The organism is Buttiauxella sp., assembly GCF_035271705.1.
In the GTDB taxonomy this organism is placed as follows: domain Bacteria; phylum Pseudomonadota; class Gammaproteobacteria; order Enterobacterales; family Enterobacteriaceae; genus Buttiauxella.
This window is the reverse complement of record NZ_DATERI010000072.1, coordinates 15,809-31,490: the sequence shown is the minus strand read 5'-3', so window position 1 is coordinate 31,490 and position 15,682 is coordinate 15,809. Positions and strand designations below refer to the sequence as shown.

The 15,682-nt window shown below is 50.6% G+C and carries 10 protein-coding genes; 3 read left to right on the top strand and 7 right to left on the bottom strand.

Features of this window, described 5'->3' with window-relative positions:
• Positions 1–1,275, bottom strand: a 1,275-nt coding sequence (gene cueO, locus VJY99_RS06250) for a multicopper oxidase CueO (RefSeq protein ID WP_324117208.1), incomplete at its 3' end; no start/stop codon positions are given.
• A 156-nt stretch (positions 1,276–1,431) separates the two neighbouring features.
• On the opposite strand from cueO, the gene VJY99_RS06245 reads away from it, so the two are divergent.
• Positions 1,432–1,779, top strand: a complete 348-nt coding sequence (locus tag VJY99_RS06245) for a YacC family pilotin-like protein (RefSeq protein ID WP_324117207.1) — start codon at positions 1,432–1,434, stop codon at positions 1,777–1,779.
• An 81-nt stretch (positions 1,780–1,860) separates the two neighbouring features.
• Here the strand turns inward: VJY99_RS06245 and yacL are convergent, their stop codons facing one another.
• Both yacL and acnB read right to left on the bottom strand, forming a co-directional pair.
• On the bottom strand, positions 1,861–2,226 hold the full coding sequence (gene yacL, locus VJY99_RS06240) for a protein YacL (RefSeq protein ID WP_324117206.1): 366 nt from the start codon (positions 2,224–2,226) through the stop codon (positions 1,861–1,863).
• A gap of 185 nt (positions 2,227–2,411) precedes the next feature.
• Entirely contained in the window at positions 2,412–5,009 is a 2,598-nt protein-coding gene (acnB, locus tag VJY99_RS06235) for a bifunctional aconitate hydratase 2/2-methylisocitrate dehydratase (protein ID WP_324117205.1), read from the bottom strand.
• A 498-nt stretch (positions 5,010–5,507) separates the two neighbouring features.
• Here acnB and VJY99_RS06230 point away from each other — a divergent pair, with 498 nt between their 5' ends.
• Positions 5,508–7,118 (top strand): DUF3300 domain-containing protein, encoded by a 1,611-nt coding sequence (locus VJY99_RS06230; protein WP_324117204.1) that lies wholly within the window; start codon positions 5,508–5,510, stop codon positions 7,116–7,118.
• Positions 7,119–7,129: 11 nt separating this feature from the next.
• Positions 7,130–7,978: a DUF2950 domain-containing protein gene (locus VJY99_RS06225; RefSeq protein ID WP_324117203.1), complete on the top strand. Its 849-nt coding sequence runs from the start codon at positions 7,130–7,132 to the stop codon at positions 7,976–7,978.
• Between the two features lie 49 nt (positions 7,979–8,027).
• Here VJY99_RS06225 and lpdA read toward each other — a convergent pair whose 3' ends face one another.
• From lpdA to pdhR, 4 genes are all read right to left on the bottom strand, one after another.
• A complete protein-coding gene (gene lpdA, locus VJY99_RS06220; RefSeq protein ID WP_167467262.1) occupies positions 8,028–9,452 on the bottom strand; it encodes a dihydrolipoyl dehydrogenase in 1,425 nt (474 codons plus the stop codon).
• A 203-nt stretch (positions 9,453–9,655) separates the two neighbouring features.
• A complete protein-coding gene (gene aceF / locus VJY99_RS06215) occupies positions 9,656–11,539 on the bottom strand; it encodes a pyruvate dehydrogenase complex dihydrolipoyllysine-residue acetyltransferase (RefSeq protein ID WP_324117202.1) in 1,884 nt (627 codons plus the stop codon).
• Positions 11,540–11,554: 15 nt separating this feature from the next.
• The gene (gene aceE, locus VJY99_RS06210) at positions 11,555–14,218 is read right to left on the bottom strand and encodes a pyruvate dehydrogenase (acetyl-transferring), homodimeric type (RefSeq protein WP_324117201.1); all 2,664 of its coding nucleotides are present in this window, start codon (positions 14,216–14,218) and stop codon (positions 11,555–11,557) included.
• A 149-nt stretch (positions 14,219–14,367) separates the two neighbouring features.
• On the bottom strand, positions 14,368–15,132 hold the full coding sequence (gene pdhR, locus VJY99_RS06205; protein WP_324117200.1) for a pyruvate dehydrogenase complex transcriptional repressor PdhR: 765 nt from the start codon (positions 15,130–15,132) through the stop codon (positions 14,368–14,370).
• Positions 15,133–15,682 lie beyond the last annotated feature (550 nt).

Sequence of the window (15,682 nt, the reverse complement as noted above, 5' to 3'; positions counted from 1 at the left end):
AAACGCTTTGCCGTTAATCTTGTTGGCATTATGGAAGTCGAAACCCGCACCCTGCTTGCCGTGGTTCATGCTGCCGTGATTCATCTTGCCATGGTCCATATTCCCCATATTGCCCATATTTCCATGCCCGGACATGTTCATGCCGCCCATCGCCTGAGAGCCATATTTTTCCATCAGCGCCTGCATCCCCATCATATCCAGCATCGGATCCATCATCAGTTGCAGCCAACGTTCGGTCACCCCTTCATGATTTGGGATCGCTGGGACGGTAACCAGTTTATCGGGCAGTTCACCAGAAGCGGCGATAATCAGAGGTTGGATACGCACTACAGGCACTGGCTGGTCAAAAGGCGCGACCGTCATCCCCATTTGTTTAACCGGTAGCGTGACGATATCAAACGCTTTGCCGTCACGGGTATCCACCAGCACTTCGAAGCGCTCGCCCATCAACATCGACAGCTCAGTGACTTTGACCGGTTCAGCTAACAGGCCGCCGTCGCTGGCAATCACGTACAATGGGCGGTTATCGCTGGCAGCAATATTCAATGAACGAGCGTTACAGCCATTCAGCAAGCGTAAACGCAGCCAGCCGCGCGGGTTAGCATGTTGCGGATACACCGTACCGTTGCACAATAGCGTGTCGCCAAACCAGCCAACCGCAGCGCTCATCAGATCCAGTTGATAATCTATTTGCCCGTCAGCATTGAAACGCTTGTCCTGAATAATCAGCGGCACATCATCGATGCCCCACTGTTTGGGTAAACGCAGCGCACGACTTTCGCTATCTTCGATTAATACCAGCCCCGCGAGCCCCATTGCGACCTGGTGGCCTGTTTTCCCGTGCTGATGTGGATGGAACCAGCATGTCGCGGCGCGTTGCTGGGGCGTAAATTTCACAGTGCGTTTGCCACCTGCGGCAATGACACCTTGTGGCCCACCGTCAACATCACCGGGGATTTCTAAACCATGCCAGTGCAGCGTCGTTTCTTCAGCGAGGGTGTTCTTAATCTCTACAGTCACTTCTTCGCCCTGGCTAAGTTGCACAGCGGGACCCAGCAAATTGCCGTTATAACCCCAGGTGGTGGCTGTTTTTCCATTGAATGTACTTTTACCGCCTTGTACGGTTAAACGAATGCTATTCTTTGCATCAGGGGTAACAAGTTCTGGGATCAATAATGATGGTCTGTCGGCAGCTAGCGCGGCTTTACTCCAGAGCGGCAGTGCACTAAACGCACCCATGACGGCAGAATATTTTAGAAAATCACGGCGATGCATATTCAATTCCTTTCTGTAGCAAGCGTGAAAATAAGCATAAACCCTGCCCTTACGGGAAGGTCAAGTTTTACCCAAGGTATGGAGCTGCGAATAAATCTCGTCGAGCCTCATTTAACTGTGTTAACGTTTCGTATCTTATAAAAAGTGGTATATGCAATGAAGATGGGTGTTAGGGCATTAATACTGGGGGTTTTGCTGGCTTTTTCCACCAGCAGTCAAGCACTTAGCGAGTCTGAAGCAGAAGATATGGCCGATCTTACTGCGGTGTTTGTGTTCCTGAAAAATGATTGTGGCTATCAAAATCTGCCTAACGGACAAATTCGTCGCGCACTGGTGTTTTTTGCACAACAAAACCAGTGGGATTTGAGTAATTACGATACCTTTAATATGAAAGCGTTGGGTGAAGATAGCTATCGTGATCTAAGTGGTATTGCGATTCCTACCGCGAACAAATGTAAATCCCTTGCCCGGGACTCGCTCAGCTTGCTCGCCTACGTGAAGTAACCCGCCCTTCTCAACTTGACGCTTTGATTTGTGTGCTCCCAAAAGTCGTTAAACAAACTTTTGGGACACTGTAAAACAGACTTAGCGCTTTTCTGCGAGAAATTCCCGGTAAGCGCTAACCACTTGCATAAAGTCCTCAACACCACAGAATGACAAGCTCTCTTCGTCGTAGTAGTTCATCCCGTCTTCCATTTCATCACCGGTAATTTCCAGCTGATTGGCACGGATAATCACTTCTTCGCCGTCGAGCCACAATGTGTATTCGTGTCCAGTACGTTGCCACTGGCGCTCGCTGCCTTTTACTGAATTTGCCGCCTCTTCGACTTCATCGAGTAGGCCGAGATTATCTTTCACTTCTTCATTAAACCAATGGCCCACCACTTCGTGCCCCATCGACATACGCACTTTCACCAATCCGGTGACATCGCGCAAAAATTCATATTCCATGGTGTTTTCCTCTACCCGGCCTGGGGAAATGCAGTCCCCTTAGCGTCCCATCGCCCTTCATAACGAAGTCGCTTGGGTATATAAGCTAAGTATCGCAGTAAAACCGGCGAAAAACAGCGCGTAAGCCACAGAGAGGCAAATAAAAAGGGAGGCCGAAGCCTCCCTTGTCGCAGATTGGGTAAATGTTATACCGCAGTCTGGAAAATCACGCCGTCTGCTTTCTCGGTGTACTGAGAAAGTTTGTCGAAGTTCAGGTAACGGTAGGTATCAACCGCAGTCTTATCGACTTGCGCCATGAAGGTCTGGTATTCCTCAGGCGTAGGCAGTTTACCCAACAGTGAAGCCACTGCGGCGAGTTCTGCTGACGCCAGATAGACGTTCGCACCTGTCCCTAAACGGTTCGGGAAGTTACGCGTAGACGTTGAAACCACTGTTGAGCCATCAGCCACACGTGCCTGGTTACCCATACACAGTGAACAGCCAGGAATTTCAATACGCGCCCCGCTCTTACCGAACACGCTGTAGTAGCCTTCTTCAGTCAACTGAGCGGCATCCATACGCGTTGGCGGTGCAACCCACAGGCGAGTAGGTAACTGGCCTTTGTGGCTATCGAGCAGTTTACCTGCTGCACGGAAGTGACCGATGTTCGTCATGCAAGAACCGATGAACACTTCATCAATTTTCTCACCCTGAACATCAGACAGCAGACGTGCATCGTCCGGATCATTTGGCGCACACAAGATTGGCTCTTTAATATCGTTCAGATCGATGTCGATAACTGCCGCGTATTCCGCGTCAGCGTCAGCTTCCATCAACTGAGGATCAGCCAGCCATTTCTCCATACCCTGGACACGGCGCTCAAGCGTACGACGATCGCCATAACCTTCTGCGATCATCCACTTCAGCAGCACGATGTTAGAGCTCAGATACTCTTCAATCGGTTCGCGATCAAGCTTGATAGTACAACCTGCGGCTGAACGCTCAGCGGAAGCATCAGTCAACTCAAAGGCTTGTTCAACTTTAAGCGTAGGCAGACCTTCGATTTCCAGGATGCGACCCGAGAAGACGTTTTTCTTACCTTTCTTCTCAACAGTCAGCAGGCCTTGTTTAATCGCATACAGTGGGATCGCATGAACCAAATCACGCAGGGTGATCCCCGGCTGCATTTTTCCTTTAAAGCGCACCAATACCGACTCAGGCATATCCAGTGGCATCACGCCTGTTGCCGCAGCAAAAGCAACCAGACCAGAACCCGCCGGGAAAGAAATACCGATTGGGAAACGGGTGTGGGAGTCACCGCCAGTCCCGACGGTATCAGGTAGCAGCATACGGTTCAGCCAGGAGTGGATAACACCATCGCCCGGACGCAGCGACACGCCACCCCGGTTCATGATGAAATCAGGCAATGTGTGGTGAGTATTCACATCCACCGGCTTAGGATACGCGGCAGTATGGCAGAAAGACTGCATCACCAAATCAGTAGAGAAGCCCAGACACGCCAGATCTTTCAGTTCATCACGGGTCATTGGACCGGTGGTGTCTTGAGAACCGACTGATGTCATTTTTGGTTCGCAATATTGATTCGGGCGAACACCTTCAACGCCACAAGCACGGCCAACCATTTTCTGCGCCAGCGAGTAGCCACGCGTACTGACCGCAACATCTTTCGCCTGCACAAACACTTCACTGTGTGGCAGATTCAATGCTTCGCGAGCTTTGGTTGTCAGACCGCGACCGATGATCAACGGAATACGACCACCAGCACGCACTTCGTCCAACAGCACATCGGTTTTCAACTCGAAATTCGCGATGACTTCATTCGTCTCGTGGTTACGGACTTCGCCTTGGTATGGATAGATGTCGATGACATCGCCCATGTGCAGGTCGTTGACGTCAACTTCGATTGGCAGCGCACCGGCATCTTCCATAGTGTTAAAGAAGATTGGCGCAATTTTGCCGCCGAGTACTACACCACCGCCGCGCTTGTTTGGCACGTTCGGGATATCGTCACCCATGAACCACAGTACGGAGTTGGTCGCAGATTTACGCGAAGAACCGGTACCGACAACGTCACCCACATAAGCCAGTGGGAAACCTTTCTTATTTAAGGCTTCGATCTGTTTGATCGGGCCAACGCTACCTGCTTGATCCGGCTCAATACCTTCACGGGCATTTTTCAGCATTGCCAGCGCGTGCAGAGGGATATCCGGACGTGACCAGGCATCAGGCGCTGGAGACAGGTCATCGGTGTTTGTTTCACCCGTCACTTTAAAGACGGTAACGGTGATTTTCTCAGCCAGTTTAGGGCGAGACAGGAACCACTCGGCATCAGCCCAGGATTTCAGCACTTGTTGTGCGTGGGTGTTACCGGCCTTTGCTTTCTCTTCTACATCGTAAAAGTTATCGAACATCAGCAGTGTGTGGGACAACGCTTTGGCTGCAATCGGTGCCAGTTTTTCGTTATCCAGCGCGTCAATCAGCGGATGAATGTTGTAGCCACCTTGCATGGTGCCAAGCAGTTCTACAGCTTTCTCAGGGGAGATTAACGGGGAAGCCGCTTCACCTTTAGTGAGGGCAGCCAGAAAACCGGCTTTGACGTAGGCGGCTTCATCAACGCCTGGCGGAACACGATTGGTAATAAGATCTAAAAGGAATTCTTCTTCCCCCGCTGGCGGGGTTTTCAGTAGCTCGACCAGTGCGGCCATTTGGGATGCTTCTAAAGGTTTTGGAACAATCCCATCTGTAGCACGTTCAGCTACGTGCTTACGGTATTCTTCTAGCACGACGGTTCTCCTCGCTCTCATTGTCATTTCGGTCCCGGTTATTCTCTTCATGCTCCTGCGAGACAGTAGTTTGTAGGGTAAATGCCCGGTTCCGCGACGGGCAGCATAGCAGGATTTTCAGGGGGTGTTAATCCGTTTACAAAAAAGCAACATTAAATACTTGCTGAATCGTTAAGGACAAAACATTACGTTTCAAATCCCCATTGAGCACAAAAAAACCGCCTTTCTACGGTGAGTTATTCTTTGAAAAGTGGTCATAAAAAATGCGAGGAAAGCTGGTGACGGCAATCTTTTAAGAATGCCAATGTATCGAAGTGTATGGAGCTCGCAACGATTACATACACAATTTCTCCGGTCTTAATAACATTTCCAGCAAAAATCCCAATTTACGTCAAAAATTAAACTACCAACGAGCCCACTATACTCGCTATGACAGTGACCCAATTTGGCACTGCTCTCTTAATTATGGGTATCCTTCTGAATACCAGGAGAAGTTAAATGAAGTTGCAATTCAAGCCTCATATTTTTGCCCTCGTAGGGAGTGCTGTCATTTTAGCGGCATCCGGCATGTTATTAGTGAAAAGCCAGTCATCGGTGGCGGCATCATCTCCGCCAGCTCCTGTTGCACAATCCACAACGCCTGCCCCGGTTACAGCACCCGCAGCCCCCGTAGCAGGGACGGCAGCACCATTAACAAATGCACCAACATTTACGACTGCTCAAATCGATCAATGGGTTGCACCTATAGCGCTATTCCCTGATCCGCTTTTATCGCAAGTGCTCATGGCGTCGACCTACCCGGCAAACGTCGTTCAGGCGGTTCAATGGTCGCGGGATAATCCGAAACAGCAAGGTGATCCCGCCGTTCAGGCGGTTTCAAATCAACCCTGGGATCCGAGTGTAAAATCTCTGGTCGCTTTCCCACAATTATTGGCATTGATGGGTGAAAACCCACCATGGGTACAAAATCTGGGTGATGCCTTCCTCGGGCAACCTAAAGATGTGATGGATTCCGTGCAGAAATTGCGTTTAATGGCGCAGCAGACAGGTACCCTGAAAACGACACCGCAACAAACGGTGACCACAGCCCCTGTCACGGTAAACCAGAATACAACGGTTGCAGAGCCATCCAGCACCAGCGCGGCTCCTGCACCTGCTCCGACGGTCATAAAAATCGAACCGACTAACCCAGAAGTCGTTTATGTTCCTAGTTACAATCCAACGACCGCATACGGCACCTGGCCAAACACCGCTTATCCACCCGTTTATCTTCCCCCTCCCGAAGAGGATGATTTCGGTGACAACTATATGGATGGACTCGGATTTGGCCTGGGTATAGTCACCACTGCGGCTTTATTTGGCAGCATCGATTGGGATGATGACGATTACGATGGCTACCATGGTGGTGGCGGCGGGTATAATCGTAATGGGGACAACAACATCAATATTGACGTTGACCGTTACAACCGCGTTTCCGGGCAAAATCTGGCCAGGGGCACTAATACACGCTTCCAGCATAATCCGACTTACCGGAATGGGGTTGGCTACCAGTCCAATGCCGTATCTGAACGCTATAACCGGACGAATACTGCTGGTGGGCTTAGCACAACGCCAAACGCTGCATCAGTCAACCGTGATGCCCAGCGACAAGCGGCCAAGACACAAATGCAGCAGACGCAGCGGCAAAGTGGCACAACCGCACAGCGCTCGACCCGCGACGCTCAGCGTCAGGCTTCTTCCCAACAGTTGAACAAGGTTGCTCAGCGCAATAATTATCGCGGCTACGACACACCGAACACGGATGCTCGCCGTAACGCCGCGAAGACGCAGGCTAACCGTTCAACGACTCAACAGACGCAACGTCGTCAGGAAGCGGCCAGAACGCAGCCGCGTGAACAGAATCGGGCCACGACAACGACCAAACCGCGTCAGCAACAAACTCAACGACAAACGAGATCAGCGTTAAGCGGTAATGAAAGCCGCTCCCCTTCCTGGCAGGCACAAAACCAGCGTGGGCAGCAGAGTCTTAACCGTTCATCGGCTAATCGTGAACAACGCAGTGGTGGCCGCGAACGTAGCTCTGGTCAACGTGAAGTTAATCGCCGCTAAAAGGAGGCATCATGAAAAATCGTATGAAGTTAAGTGCATTAGTAATGTTGATGCTGCCGGCCTTTGTTCAGGCACAGCAATTGTTCACCACACCTGAAAAGGCGGCCACCTCATTTGCCAACGCCGTCGTTAACAAGGATGAAGCGGAACTGACCAAGGTACTCGGTGATAACTGGCGGGAGTATCTGCCCGATGATAAAGCCGATCCCGACGCCGTCGCGCGTTTTATTCGTGACTGGAAAGTGAGCCATAAAATCGAGCAGAAAGGGGAAACTGCGCATCTGAATGTTGGGAAAGAAAACTGGCAATTGCCAATCCCCATCGTGAAAACCGATGCGGGCTGGCACTTCGATATGCAACAGGCTGCGGATGAAATTCTCACGCGCACCATTGGCCTTAACGAGCTTTCTGCGATTCAGGCGATAGACGCCTATGTGGCGGCGCAGCAAGATTACTATGAGCTCGATCAGCAATACGCCCAGAAATTTGTCAGTAGCGAAGGCAAGAAAGACGGTTTGTACTGGCCACTCACTCCGGGTGAAGCACCCAGCCCTCTCGGCCCAAGTTTCAGCCCTGAGCAACCCGGCATGGGCTATCACGGTTATCACTTCCGTATTCTTACGGCTCAAGGTGCTGACGCGCCGGGTGGTGAGAAAAACTATATTTCAGACGGGAAAATGGCGGATGGCTTTGCGTTAATCGCCTGGCCTGTAGAGTATGGGGAAACTGGCGTCACCACCTTTATGGTTGATAACCAGGGAGTGATTTATCAGAAGGATTTGGGTGAGGAAACGGCTGAAAAAGTGAATGAGATAAAACTGTTCAACCCAGATAAAAGCTGGGAAGAAGAGCAGCAATAACCCAATAAAAAAAGCGGCCTAGGCCGCTTTTTTCTTTCCCATCAAGCGATTACTTCTTTTTCGCTTTCGGGTTTGGCAGGTCGGTGATGCTACCTTCGAAGATCTCGGCAGCCAGACCTACAGACTCGTGCAGAGTCGGGTGCGCGTGGATGGTGAGCGCGATATCTTCTGCGTCACAACCCATTTCGATAGCCAGACCGATTTCGCCCAACAGCTCGCCGCCGTTAGTGCCGACAATCGCACCACCGATAACACGGTGAGTTTCTTTGTCGAAAATCAGTTTGGTCATACCGTCTGCGCAATCGGAAGCGATAGCACGGCCAGAAGCTGCCCACGGGAAGGTGGCGGTTTCGTAGCTGATGCCTTTTTCTTTCGCTTCTTTCTCGGTCAGGCCAACCCATGCAACTTCTGGTTCGGTATAAGCGATTGAAGGAATCACTTTCGGGTCGAAGTAGTGCTTCATGCCAGCGATAACTTCAGCGGCAACGTGACCTTCGTGAACACCTTTGTGAGCAAGCATAGGCTGGCCCACGATGTCGCCGATTGCATAGATGTGCGGCACGTTAGTACGCATTTGCTTATCGGTACGAATGAAACCACGTTCGTCAACTTCAACGCCAGCAGCACCCGCATCCAGCAACTTACCGTTAGGTACGCGGCCGATTGCAACCAGAACCGCATCATAACGCTGTGGTTCAGCTGGGGCTTTTTTGCCTTCCATTGTGACGTAGATGCCATCTTCTTTGGCTTCAACAGCAGTCACTTTAGTTTCCAGCATCAGGTTGAATTGCTTGCTGATACGTTTAGTGAAGACTTTCACCACATCTTTGTCGGCAGCCGGGATAACCTGGTCGAACATTTCAACCACGTCAATCTCTGAACCCAGCGCATGGTACACCGTACCCATTTCCAGACCGATGATACCGCCACCCATAACCAACATGCGTTTTGGTACGGATTTCAACTCCAGTGCGTCGGTAGAATCCCATACGCGTGGATCTTCATGCGGAATGAATGGCAGCTGAATCGGACGAGAACCCGCCGCGATAATTGCGTTGTCGAAAGTGATAGTCGTTGGACCATTTTCGCCTTCAACAACCAGGGTGTTAGCACCGGTAAATTTACCCAGGCCATTCACCACTTTAACTTTACGACCTTTCGCCATACCAGACAGGCCACCAGTCAACTGGTTGATAACCTTTTCTTTCCAGGTACGGATCTTGTCGATGTCAGTTTTCGGCTCACCGAAAACAATGCCATGCTCAGCCAAAGCTTTAGCTTCTTCAATAACTTTAGCAACGTGCAGCAGGGCTTTAGAAGGGATACAGCCAACGTTCAGACAAACACCACCGAGGGTGCTGTAACGCTCGACAATGACGGTCTCCAGACCTAAATCAGCGCAACGGAATGCAGCAGAGTAACCTGCCGGGCCTGCCCCAAGTACGACGACCTGAGTTTTGATTTCAGTACTCATCATGACCTCTATGTTTTCTATCCGGTGATCCCTGGTCTTATCGCCCAACATCCACCGGGACGTTCTATCCGCCCGTAGTCTACAAAACTGTTAACAATTTTGAAACAACAAACGGCAAACGAATTGTCCTTTGCATCAGATAATCTCGAACTGCATCACGAGATTGACCTAAAAAAAGCCGACCGAAAGGCCGGCTTTTTGGCTTACATCACCAGACGGCGAATGTCGGCCAGCATGTTGTTGATGATGGTGATAAAGCGCGCACCATCAGCACCGTCAATCACGCGGTGGTCGAAGGAAAGAGACATCGGCATCATCAGACGCGGCGTGAACTCTTTACCATTCCAGACTGGCTCGATAGCAGACTTGGAGACACCGAGGATTGCCACTTCTGGCGCGTTAACGATTGGCGCGAAGTGAGTCGTCCCGATACCGCCCAGGCTTGAGATAGTGAAGCAACCGCCCTGCATTTCGCCAGCAGTCAGCTTGCCATCGCGAGCTTTCTTGGAAATAGCCATCAGTTCACGGGACAGCTCAGAGATGCTCTTCTTGTTCACATCTTTGAAGACCGGAACCACCAGGCCATTTGGCGTATCAACCGCCACACCGATGTTGATGTATTTCTTCAGCGTCAGCTTCTGGCCGTCTTCGGACAGGGAACTGTTGAAGCGAGGCATTTGCTCAAGAGCCGCAGCCACAGCCTTCATGATGAACACCACTGGGGTGAACTTCACGTCCAGCTTGCGCTTAGCCGCTTCATCGTTCTGCTGTTTGCGGAACGCTTCAAGATCGGTGATGTCTGTTTTGTCGAAGTGCGTAACATGCGGGATCATCACCCAGTTACGGCTCAGGTTAGCACCAGAGATTTTCTGGATACGGCCCAGTTCAACTTCTTCGATTTCACCAAACTTGCTGAAGTCGATTTTCGGCCATGGCAGCATGCCTGGCAGACCGCCGCCAGTTGCAGCAACAGGAGCCGTTTCAGCACGCTTAACGGCGTCTTTGACGTAAGCCTGAACATCTTCGCGCAGGATACGACCTTTACGGCCAGACCCTTTCACTTTCGCCAGGTTCACACCGAACTCACGCGCCAGACGGCGAATCAGTGGGGTGGCGTGAATGTATGCGTCGTTTTCCGCGAATTCAGTTTTGCCTTCGGCTTTAGCAGGTGCAGACGCTGGTTTCTGAGCGGCTGGTGCAGGAGCTGGAGCCGCGGCTTCTTGCTTAGCGGCAGGAGCAGGTGCAGCACCTTCCACTTCGAAGACCATAATCAGGGAACCGGTAGACACTTTGTCGCCAGTGTTGATTTTGATTTCTTTAACCACACCCGCGAACGGCGCCGGGACTTCCATAGAGGCTTTGTCGCCTTCAACGGTGATCAGTGATTGTTCAGCGGCAACTTTATCGCCCACTTTAACCATGATCTCGGTCACTTCAACTTCGTCACCGCCGATGTCTGGAACATTCACTTCTTTAGCCGCAGATGCCGCTGGTGCTGCAGCCGGAGTGGCTTCAGCTTTGGTTTGGGTTGCAGCCGGTGCAGCACCCGCTACTTCAAAGACCATAATCAGGGAACCGGTAGACACTTTGTCACCAGTATTGATTTTGATTTCTTTAACAACACCCGCGAACGGCGCCGGGACTTCCATAGAAGCTTTATCACCTTCAACGGTGATCAGAGATTGCTCTGCTTCAACTTTGTCGCCAACTTTAACCATGATCTCGGTCACTTCAACTTCGTCACCACCGATGTCCGGTACGTTCACTTCTTTTGCTGCCGCGGCCGCTGGGGCTGCTGCTGGCGCTGCTTCTTTCTTCTCTTCAGCCGGAGCTGGTGCAGCGGCTGCTGCACCTTCGGCGGATTCGAAAATCATAACCAGTTTGCCGGTTTCAACTTTGTCACCCACCGCAACTTTGATCTCTTTGACCACGCCTGCTTGCGGTGAAGGGACTTCCATTGAAGCCTTATCACCTTCCACGGAGATGATGGACTGGTCAACTTCAACCTTATCGCCCACTTTCACCATGATTTCGGTAACTTCAACTTCGTCTGCACCGATGTCCGGTACCTTGATTTCGATAGCCATTTTATTCTTTACCTCTTATGCCAGACGCGGGTTGACTTTATCTGCATCGATATTGAATTTGGTGATAGCGTCAGCCACCACTTTCTTATCGATGTCGCCACGTTTAGCCAGTTCGCCAAGTGCCGCAACAACCACATAAGATGCGTCCACTTCGAAGTGGTGACGCAGGTTTTCGCGGCTGTCTGAACGACCGAAGCCATCAGTACCCAGTACGCGGTAATCGCTTGCTGGGATGAAGTTACGGATCTGCTCAGCGAACAGTTTCATATAGTCAGTTGACGCTACAGCTGGTGCATCGCTCATTACCTGAGCAACGTACGGTACACGTGGTTCCGCAGTTGGGTGCAACATGTTCCAACGCTCACAGTCCTGACCATCACGAGCCAGTTCGGTGAAGGAAGTTACGCTGAACACATCAGAGCCAACGCCGTAATCTTTCGCGAGGATCTGTGCTGCTTCACGTACGTGACGCAGGATAGAACCGGAGCCCATCAGCTGAACCTTACCTTTGCTACCTTCAACTGTTTCCAGTTTGTAGATACCTTTACGGATGCCGTCTTCCGCACCTTCTGGCATGGCTGGCATGTGGTAGTTTTCGTTCAGCGTAGTGATGTAGTAGTAAATGTTCTCTTGCGCTTCGCCGTACATACGCACCAGACCGTCATGCATGATGACAGCAACTTCGTAAGCGTACGCTGGATCGTAAGAGATACAGTTAGGGATAGTCAGAGACTGAATATGGCTGTGGCCATCTTCGTGCTGCAGACCTTCACCGTTCAGAGTGGTACGACCGGAAGTCCCGCCGACCAGGAAGCCACGCGCCTGTTGGTCACCCGCAGCCCAGCACAGGTCGCCAATACGTTGGAAACCGAACATGGAGTAGTAGATGTAGAACGGGATCATTGGCAGATCGTTGGTGCTGTAAGAGGTCGCAGCAGCCAGCCAGGATGAACCTGCGCCCAGTTCGTTGATACCTTCTTGCAGGATCTGACCTTTCTCGTCTTCTTTATAGTATGCAACCTGCTCACGGTCCTGCGGGGTGTACTGCTGGCCGTTCGGGCTGTAAATACCAATCTGACGGAACAGACCTTCCATACCGAAAGTACGCGCTTCATCGGCAATGATTGGAACCAGACGGTCTTTGATAGACGGGTTCTTCAGCATTACGTTCAGGGCACGAACGAAAGCGATAGTGGTGGAGATTTCTTTGTTCTGCTCTTCTAACAGAGAGCTGAAGTCAGCCAGCGTAGGCAGTTCCAGTTTCTCGGTGAATTTTGGCAGGCGAGTCGGCAAGTAGCCGTTCAGTTTTTCACGCTGGCCATGCAGATATTTGTGCTCTTCGCTGCCTTCTTCGAACTTAATGTATGGCAGTTTTTCGATTTCAGCATCAGTCACCGGTACATTGAAACGGTCACGTACATAACGTACGCCTTCCATGTTCATTTTCTTAACCTGGTGCGCGATGTTTTTACCTTCGGCAGTCTCACCCATGCCATAACCTTTAACGGTATGTGCAAGGATTACAGTTGCTTTGCCTTTGGTTTCTTGTGCATTTTTCAATGCAGCGAAGATTTTCTTCGGATCGTGACCGCCACGGTTCAGTGCCCAAATCTCATCGTCGGACATATCTTTAACCAGTGCAGCAGTTTCTGGATAACGACCGAAGAAGTGCTCACGAACGTAAGCGCCGTTTTTGGATTTGAAGGTCTGGTAGTCACCGTCAACGGTTTCGCCCATCAGTTGCAACAGCTTGCCGCTGGTATCTTTACGCAGCAGAGCGTCCCAACGAGAGCCCCAAATCACCTTGATAACGTTCCAGCCAGCACCCGCGAAGATACCTTCCAGTTCGTTAATGATTTTGCCGTTACCCGTTACTGGGCCATCCAAACGCTGGAGGTTACAGTTGATGATGAAGCACAGGTTGTCCAGTTTTTCACGGGTTGCGATAGTGATCGCACCTTTGGATTCTGGCTCATCCATCTCACCGTCGCCCAGGAACGCATAAACGCGCTGTGCGGAGGTATCTTTCAGGCCACGGTGTTCCAGGTATTTCTGGAATTTAGCCTGATAGATTGCACCGATTGGACCCAGACCCATAGATACGGTCGGGAACTGCCAGAATTCTGGCATCAATTTCGGGTGCGGGTAAGAGGACAGACCATTACCGTGAACTTCCTGACGGAAATTGTTCATCTGGTCTTCAGTCAGGCGGCCTTCAAGGAAGGCACGTGCGTAAACGCCTGGGGAGATGTGGCCCTGGAAGTACACCAGATCGCCGCCATCTTTAGCATTGCGTGCGCGGAAGAAGTGGTTGAAACACACGTCATACACGGTTGCAGAAGACTGGAAAGAAGACATATGGCCGCCCAGGTCGAGGTCTTTTTTAGACGCACGCAGGACAGTCATGATGGCATTCCAACGGATAGCAGAACGAATACGGCGTTCCAGCTCCAGATTCCCCGGGTATTCCGGTTCATCTTCAACGGCGATGGAGTTTACGTACTGACGGGCAGCAGAACCTTCTGCAACTTTTACTCCGCCTTTACGGGCTTCGCTCAATAACCTTTCAATCAGGTACTGTGCGCGCTCAACACCTTCTTCACGGATGACCGATTCGATCGCCTGTTGCCAGTCGCGAGTTTCGATCGGATCCACGTCATTTGGGAAACGTTCTGACATGGGTGGTATTCCTTATCTGTGTCTAATACGTTGATTTTCTGGAACCTGTCCCATTGTGCTTTCCTTGAAAAAACACAATAAGACAGGTTCTGCGTTTAGTTGCCGCGCTCTAAATAGTGGCGCTTAAAAGAACCAGAAATTTCAGGTTCTTATTCCTTACGTTGCTGTAAGCGCCGTAGAGAACGTTCTCGACGACTCTGTTCGCGGTTGCGATCCAGCAATATTTCTTCGATAAATGCCAGGTGACGGTGCGACGCTTCACGCGCCTGCTCCGGCTGACGAGCCATAATCGCCGCAAAAATACTGGCGCGATGGCTGCTCACTTGCGCCAGCATTTCACGGCGCGCATAGAGCAATTCAAAATTCTGACGAACGTTTTGTTCGAGCATGGGTGACATACAGCGCAACAAGTGTAGTAACACCACATTGTGGGCAGCTTCAGTTACAGCGATTTGATACTGCATCACCGCATCGGATTCAGCATCCAGATCGCCGGACTCTTGCGCTTTTTGAATGGCTAAATGACAGTCGCCGATACGATTGAGATCTTCGTCCGTACCACGCAAGGCAGCGTAATACGCAGCGATACCTTCAAGTGCGTGGCGGGTTTCAAGCAGATCAAACTGGGATTCAGGATGGTCAGACAGCAGTTCGACCAGAGGGTCGCTTAAACTTTGCCAAAGACTGTTTTGGACAAAAGTACCGCCGCCCTGACGACGGAGCAGGAGTCCTTTCGCTTCAAGGCGCTGAATAGCCTCGCGTAGTGAAGGACGAGAAACATCGAACTGTTTTGCCAATTCGCGCTCTGGTGGAAGTTTTTCGCCGGGACGCAAGGTTCCCTCGAGGATGAGAAACTCCAACTGCTGCTCAATCACATCGGATAATTTTGGTTGGCGGATTTTGCTGTAGGCCATTTTTTCCCTGTCTCTGCCATTAGCCCTATACCCGTCAGACTTCAAATCATCTGGGGTTAGTCAATTGGTATGACCAATTTCACATTGTTGACGCTAAAGTAACAAAGTATTCACCTTCTGTCCATATTGGTTTTGATTGAAATCATTAAACCAGGCACATTTTAACAAGATCACAGAAATGGTGTTTCAAGATTGTAACTTTGCACAAATGTCACATTTACTCCCCCCAGGTCACATTTAACTTTTATGAAACACAAAAACTGCGTTTTCTTGCAAATTGAACCGATTCATCAATTTAAAATATGAATATAAATTCACAAACAATGCTTAAACTGAATGAATGGTATGTGAAGTGAAAAATATGAGCGAAATGACAACTGGTTTCTTTTTATTCAACTCGTCACGACAAGAATAGAAAGCAGGTGCAAACGCTGGCACTTACCACTATTCTTTGCGCTGCGGTAGTCCGATGCGCGAAATACTGGAATTAAAAACCGTAAAATAAATACTACACATTACGGAATCACAAACTTACAGAGGTGCAATTAGC

Excerpts from the sequence above, each read along its gene's own strand:
- VJY99_RS06230 (WP_324117204.1), top strand. The coding sequence starts at position 5,508 with ATGAAGTTGCAATTCAAGCCTCATATTTTTGCCCTCGTAGGGAGTGCT.
- aceE (WP_324117201.1), bottom strand. The coding sequence starts at position 14,218 with ATGTCAGAACGTTTCCCAAATGACGTGGATCCGATCGAAACTCGCGAC.
- VJY99_RS06245 (WP_324117207.1), top strand. The coding sequence starts at position 1,432 with ATGAAGATGGGTGTTAGGGCATTAATACTGGGGGTTTTGCTGGCTTTT.
- pdhR (WP_324117200.1), bottom strand. The coding sequence starts at position 15,132 with ATGGCCTACAGCAAAATCCGCCAACCAAAATTATCCGATGTGATTGAG.
- VJY99_RS06225 (WP_324117203.1), top strand. The coding sequence starts at position 7,130 with ATGAAAAATCGTATGAAGTTAAGTGCATTAGTAATGTTGATGCTGCCG.
- lpdA (WP_167467262.1), bottom strand. The coding sequence starts at position 9,452 with ATGAGTACTGAAATCAAAACTCAGGTCGTCGTACTTGGGGCAGGCCCG.
- aceF (WP_324117202.1), bottom strand. The coding sequence starts at position 11,539 with ATGGCTATCGAAATCAAGGTACCGGACATCGGTGCAGACGAAGTTGAA.
- yacL (WP_324117206.1), bottom strand. The coding sequence starts at position 2,226 with ATGGAATATGAATTTTTGCGCGATGTCACCGGATTGGTGAAAGTGCGT.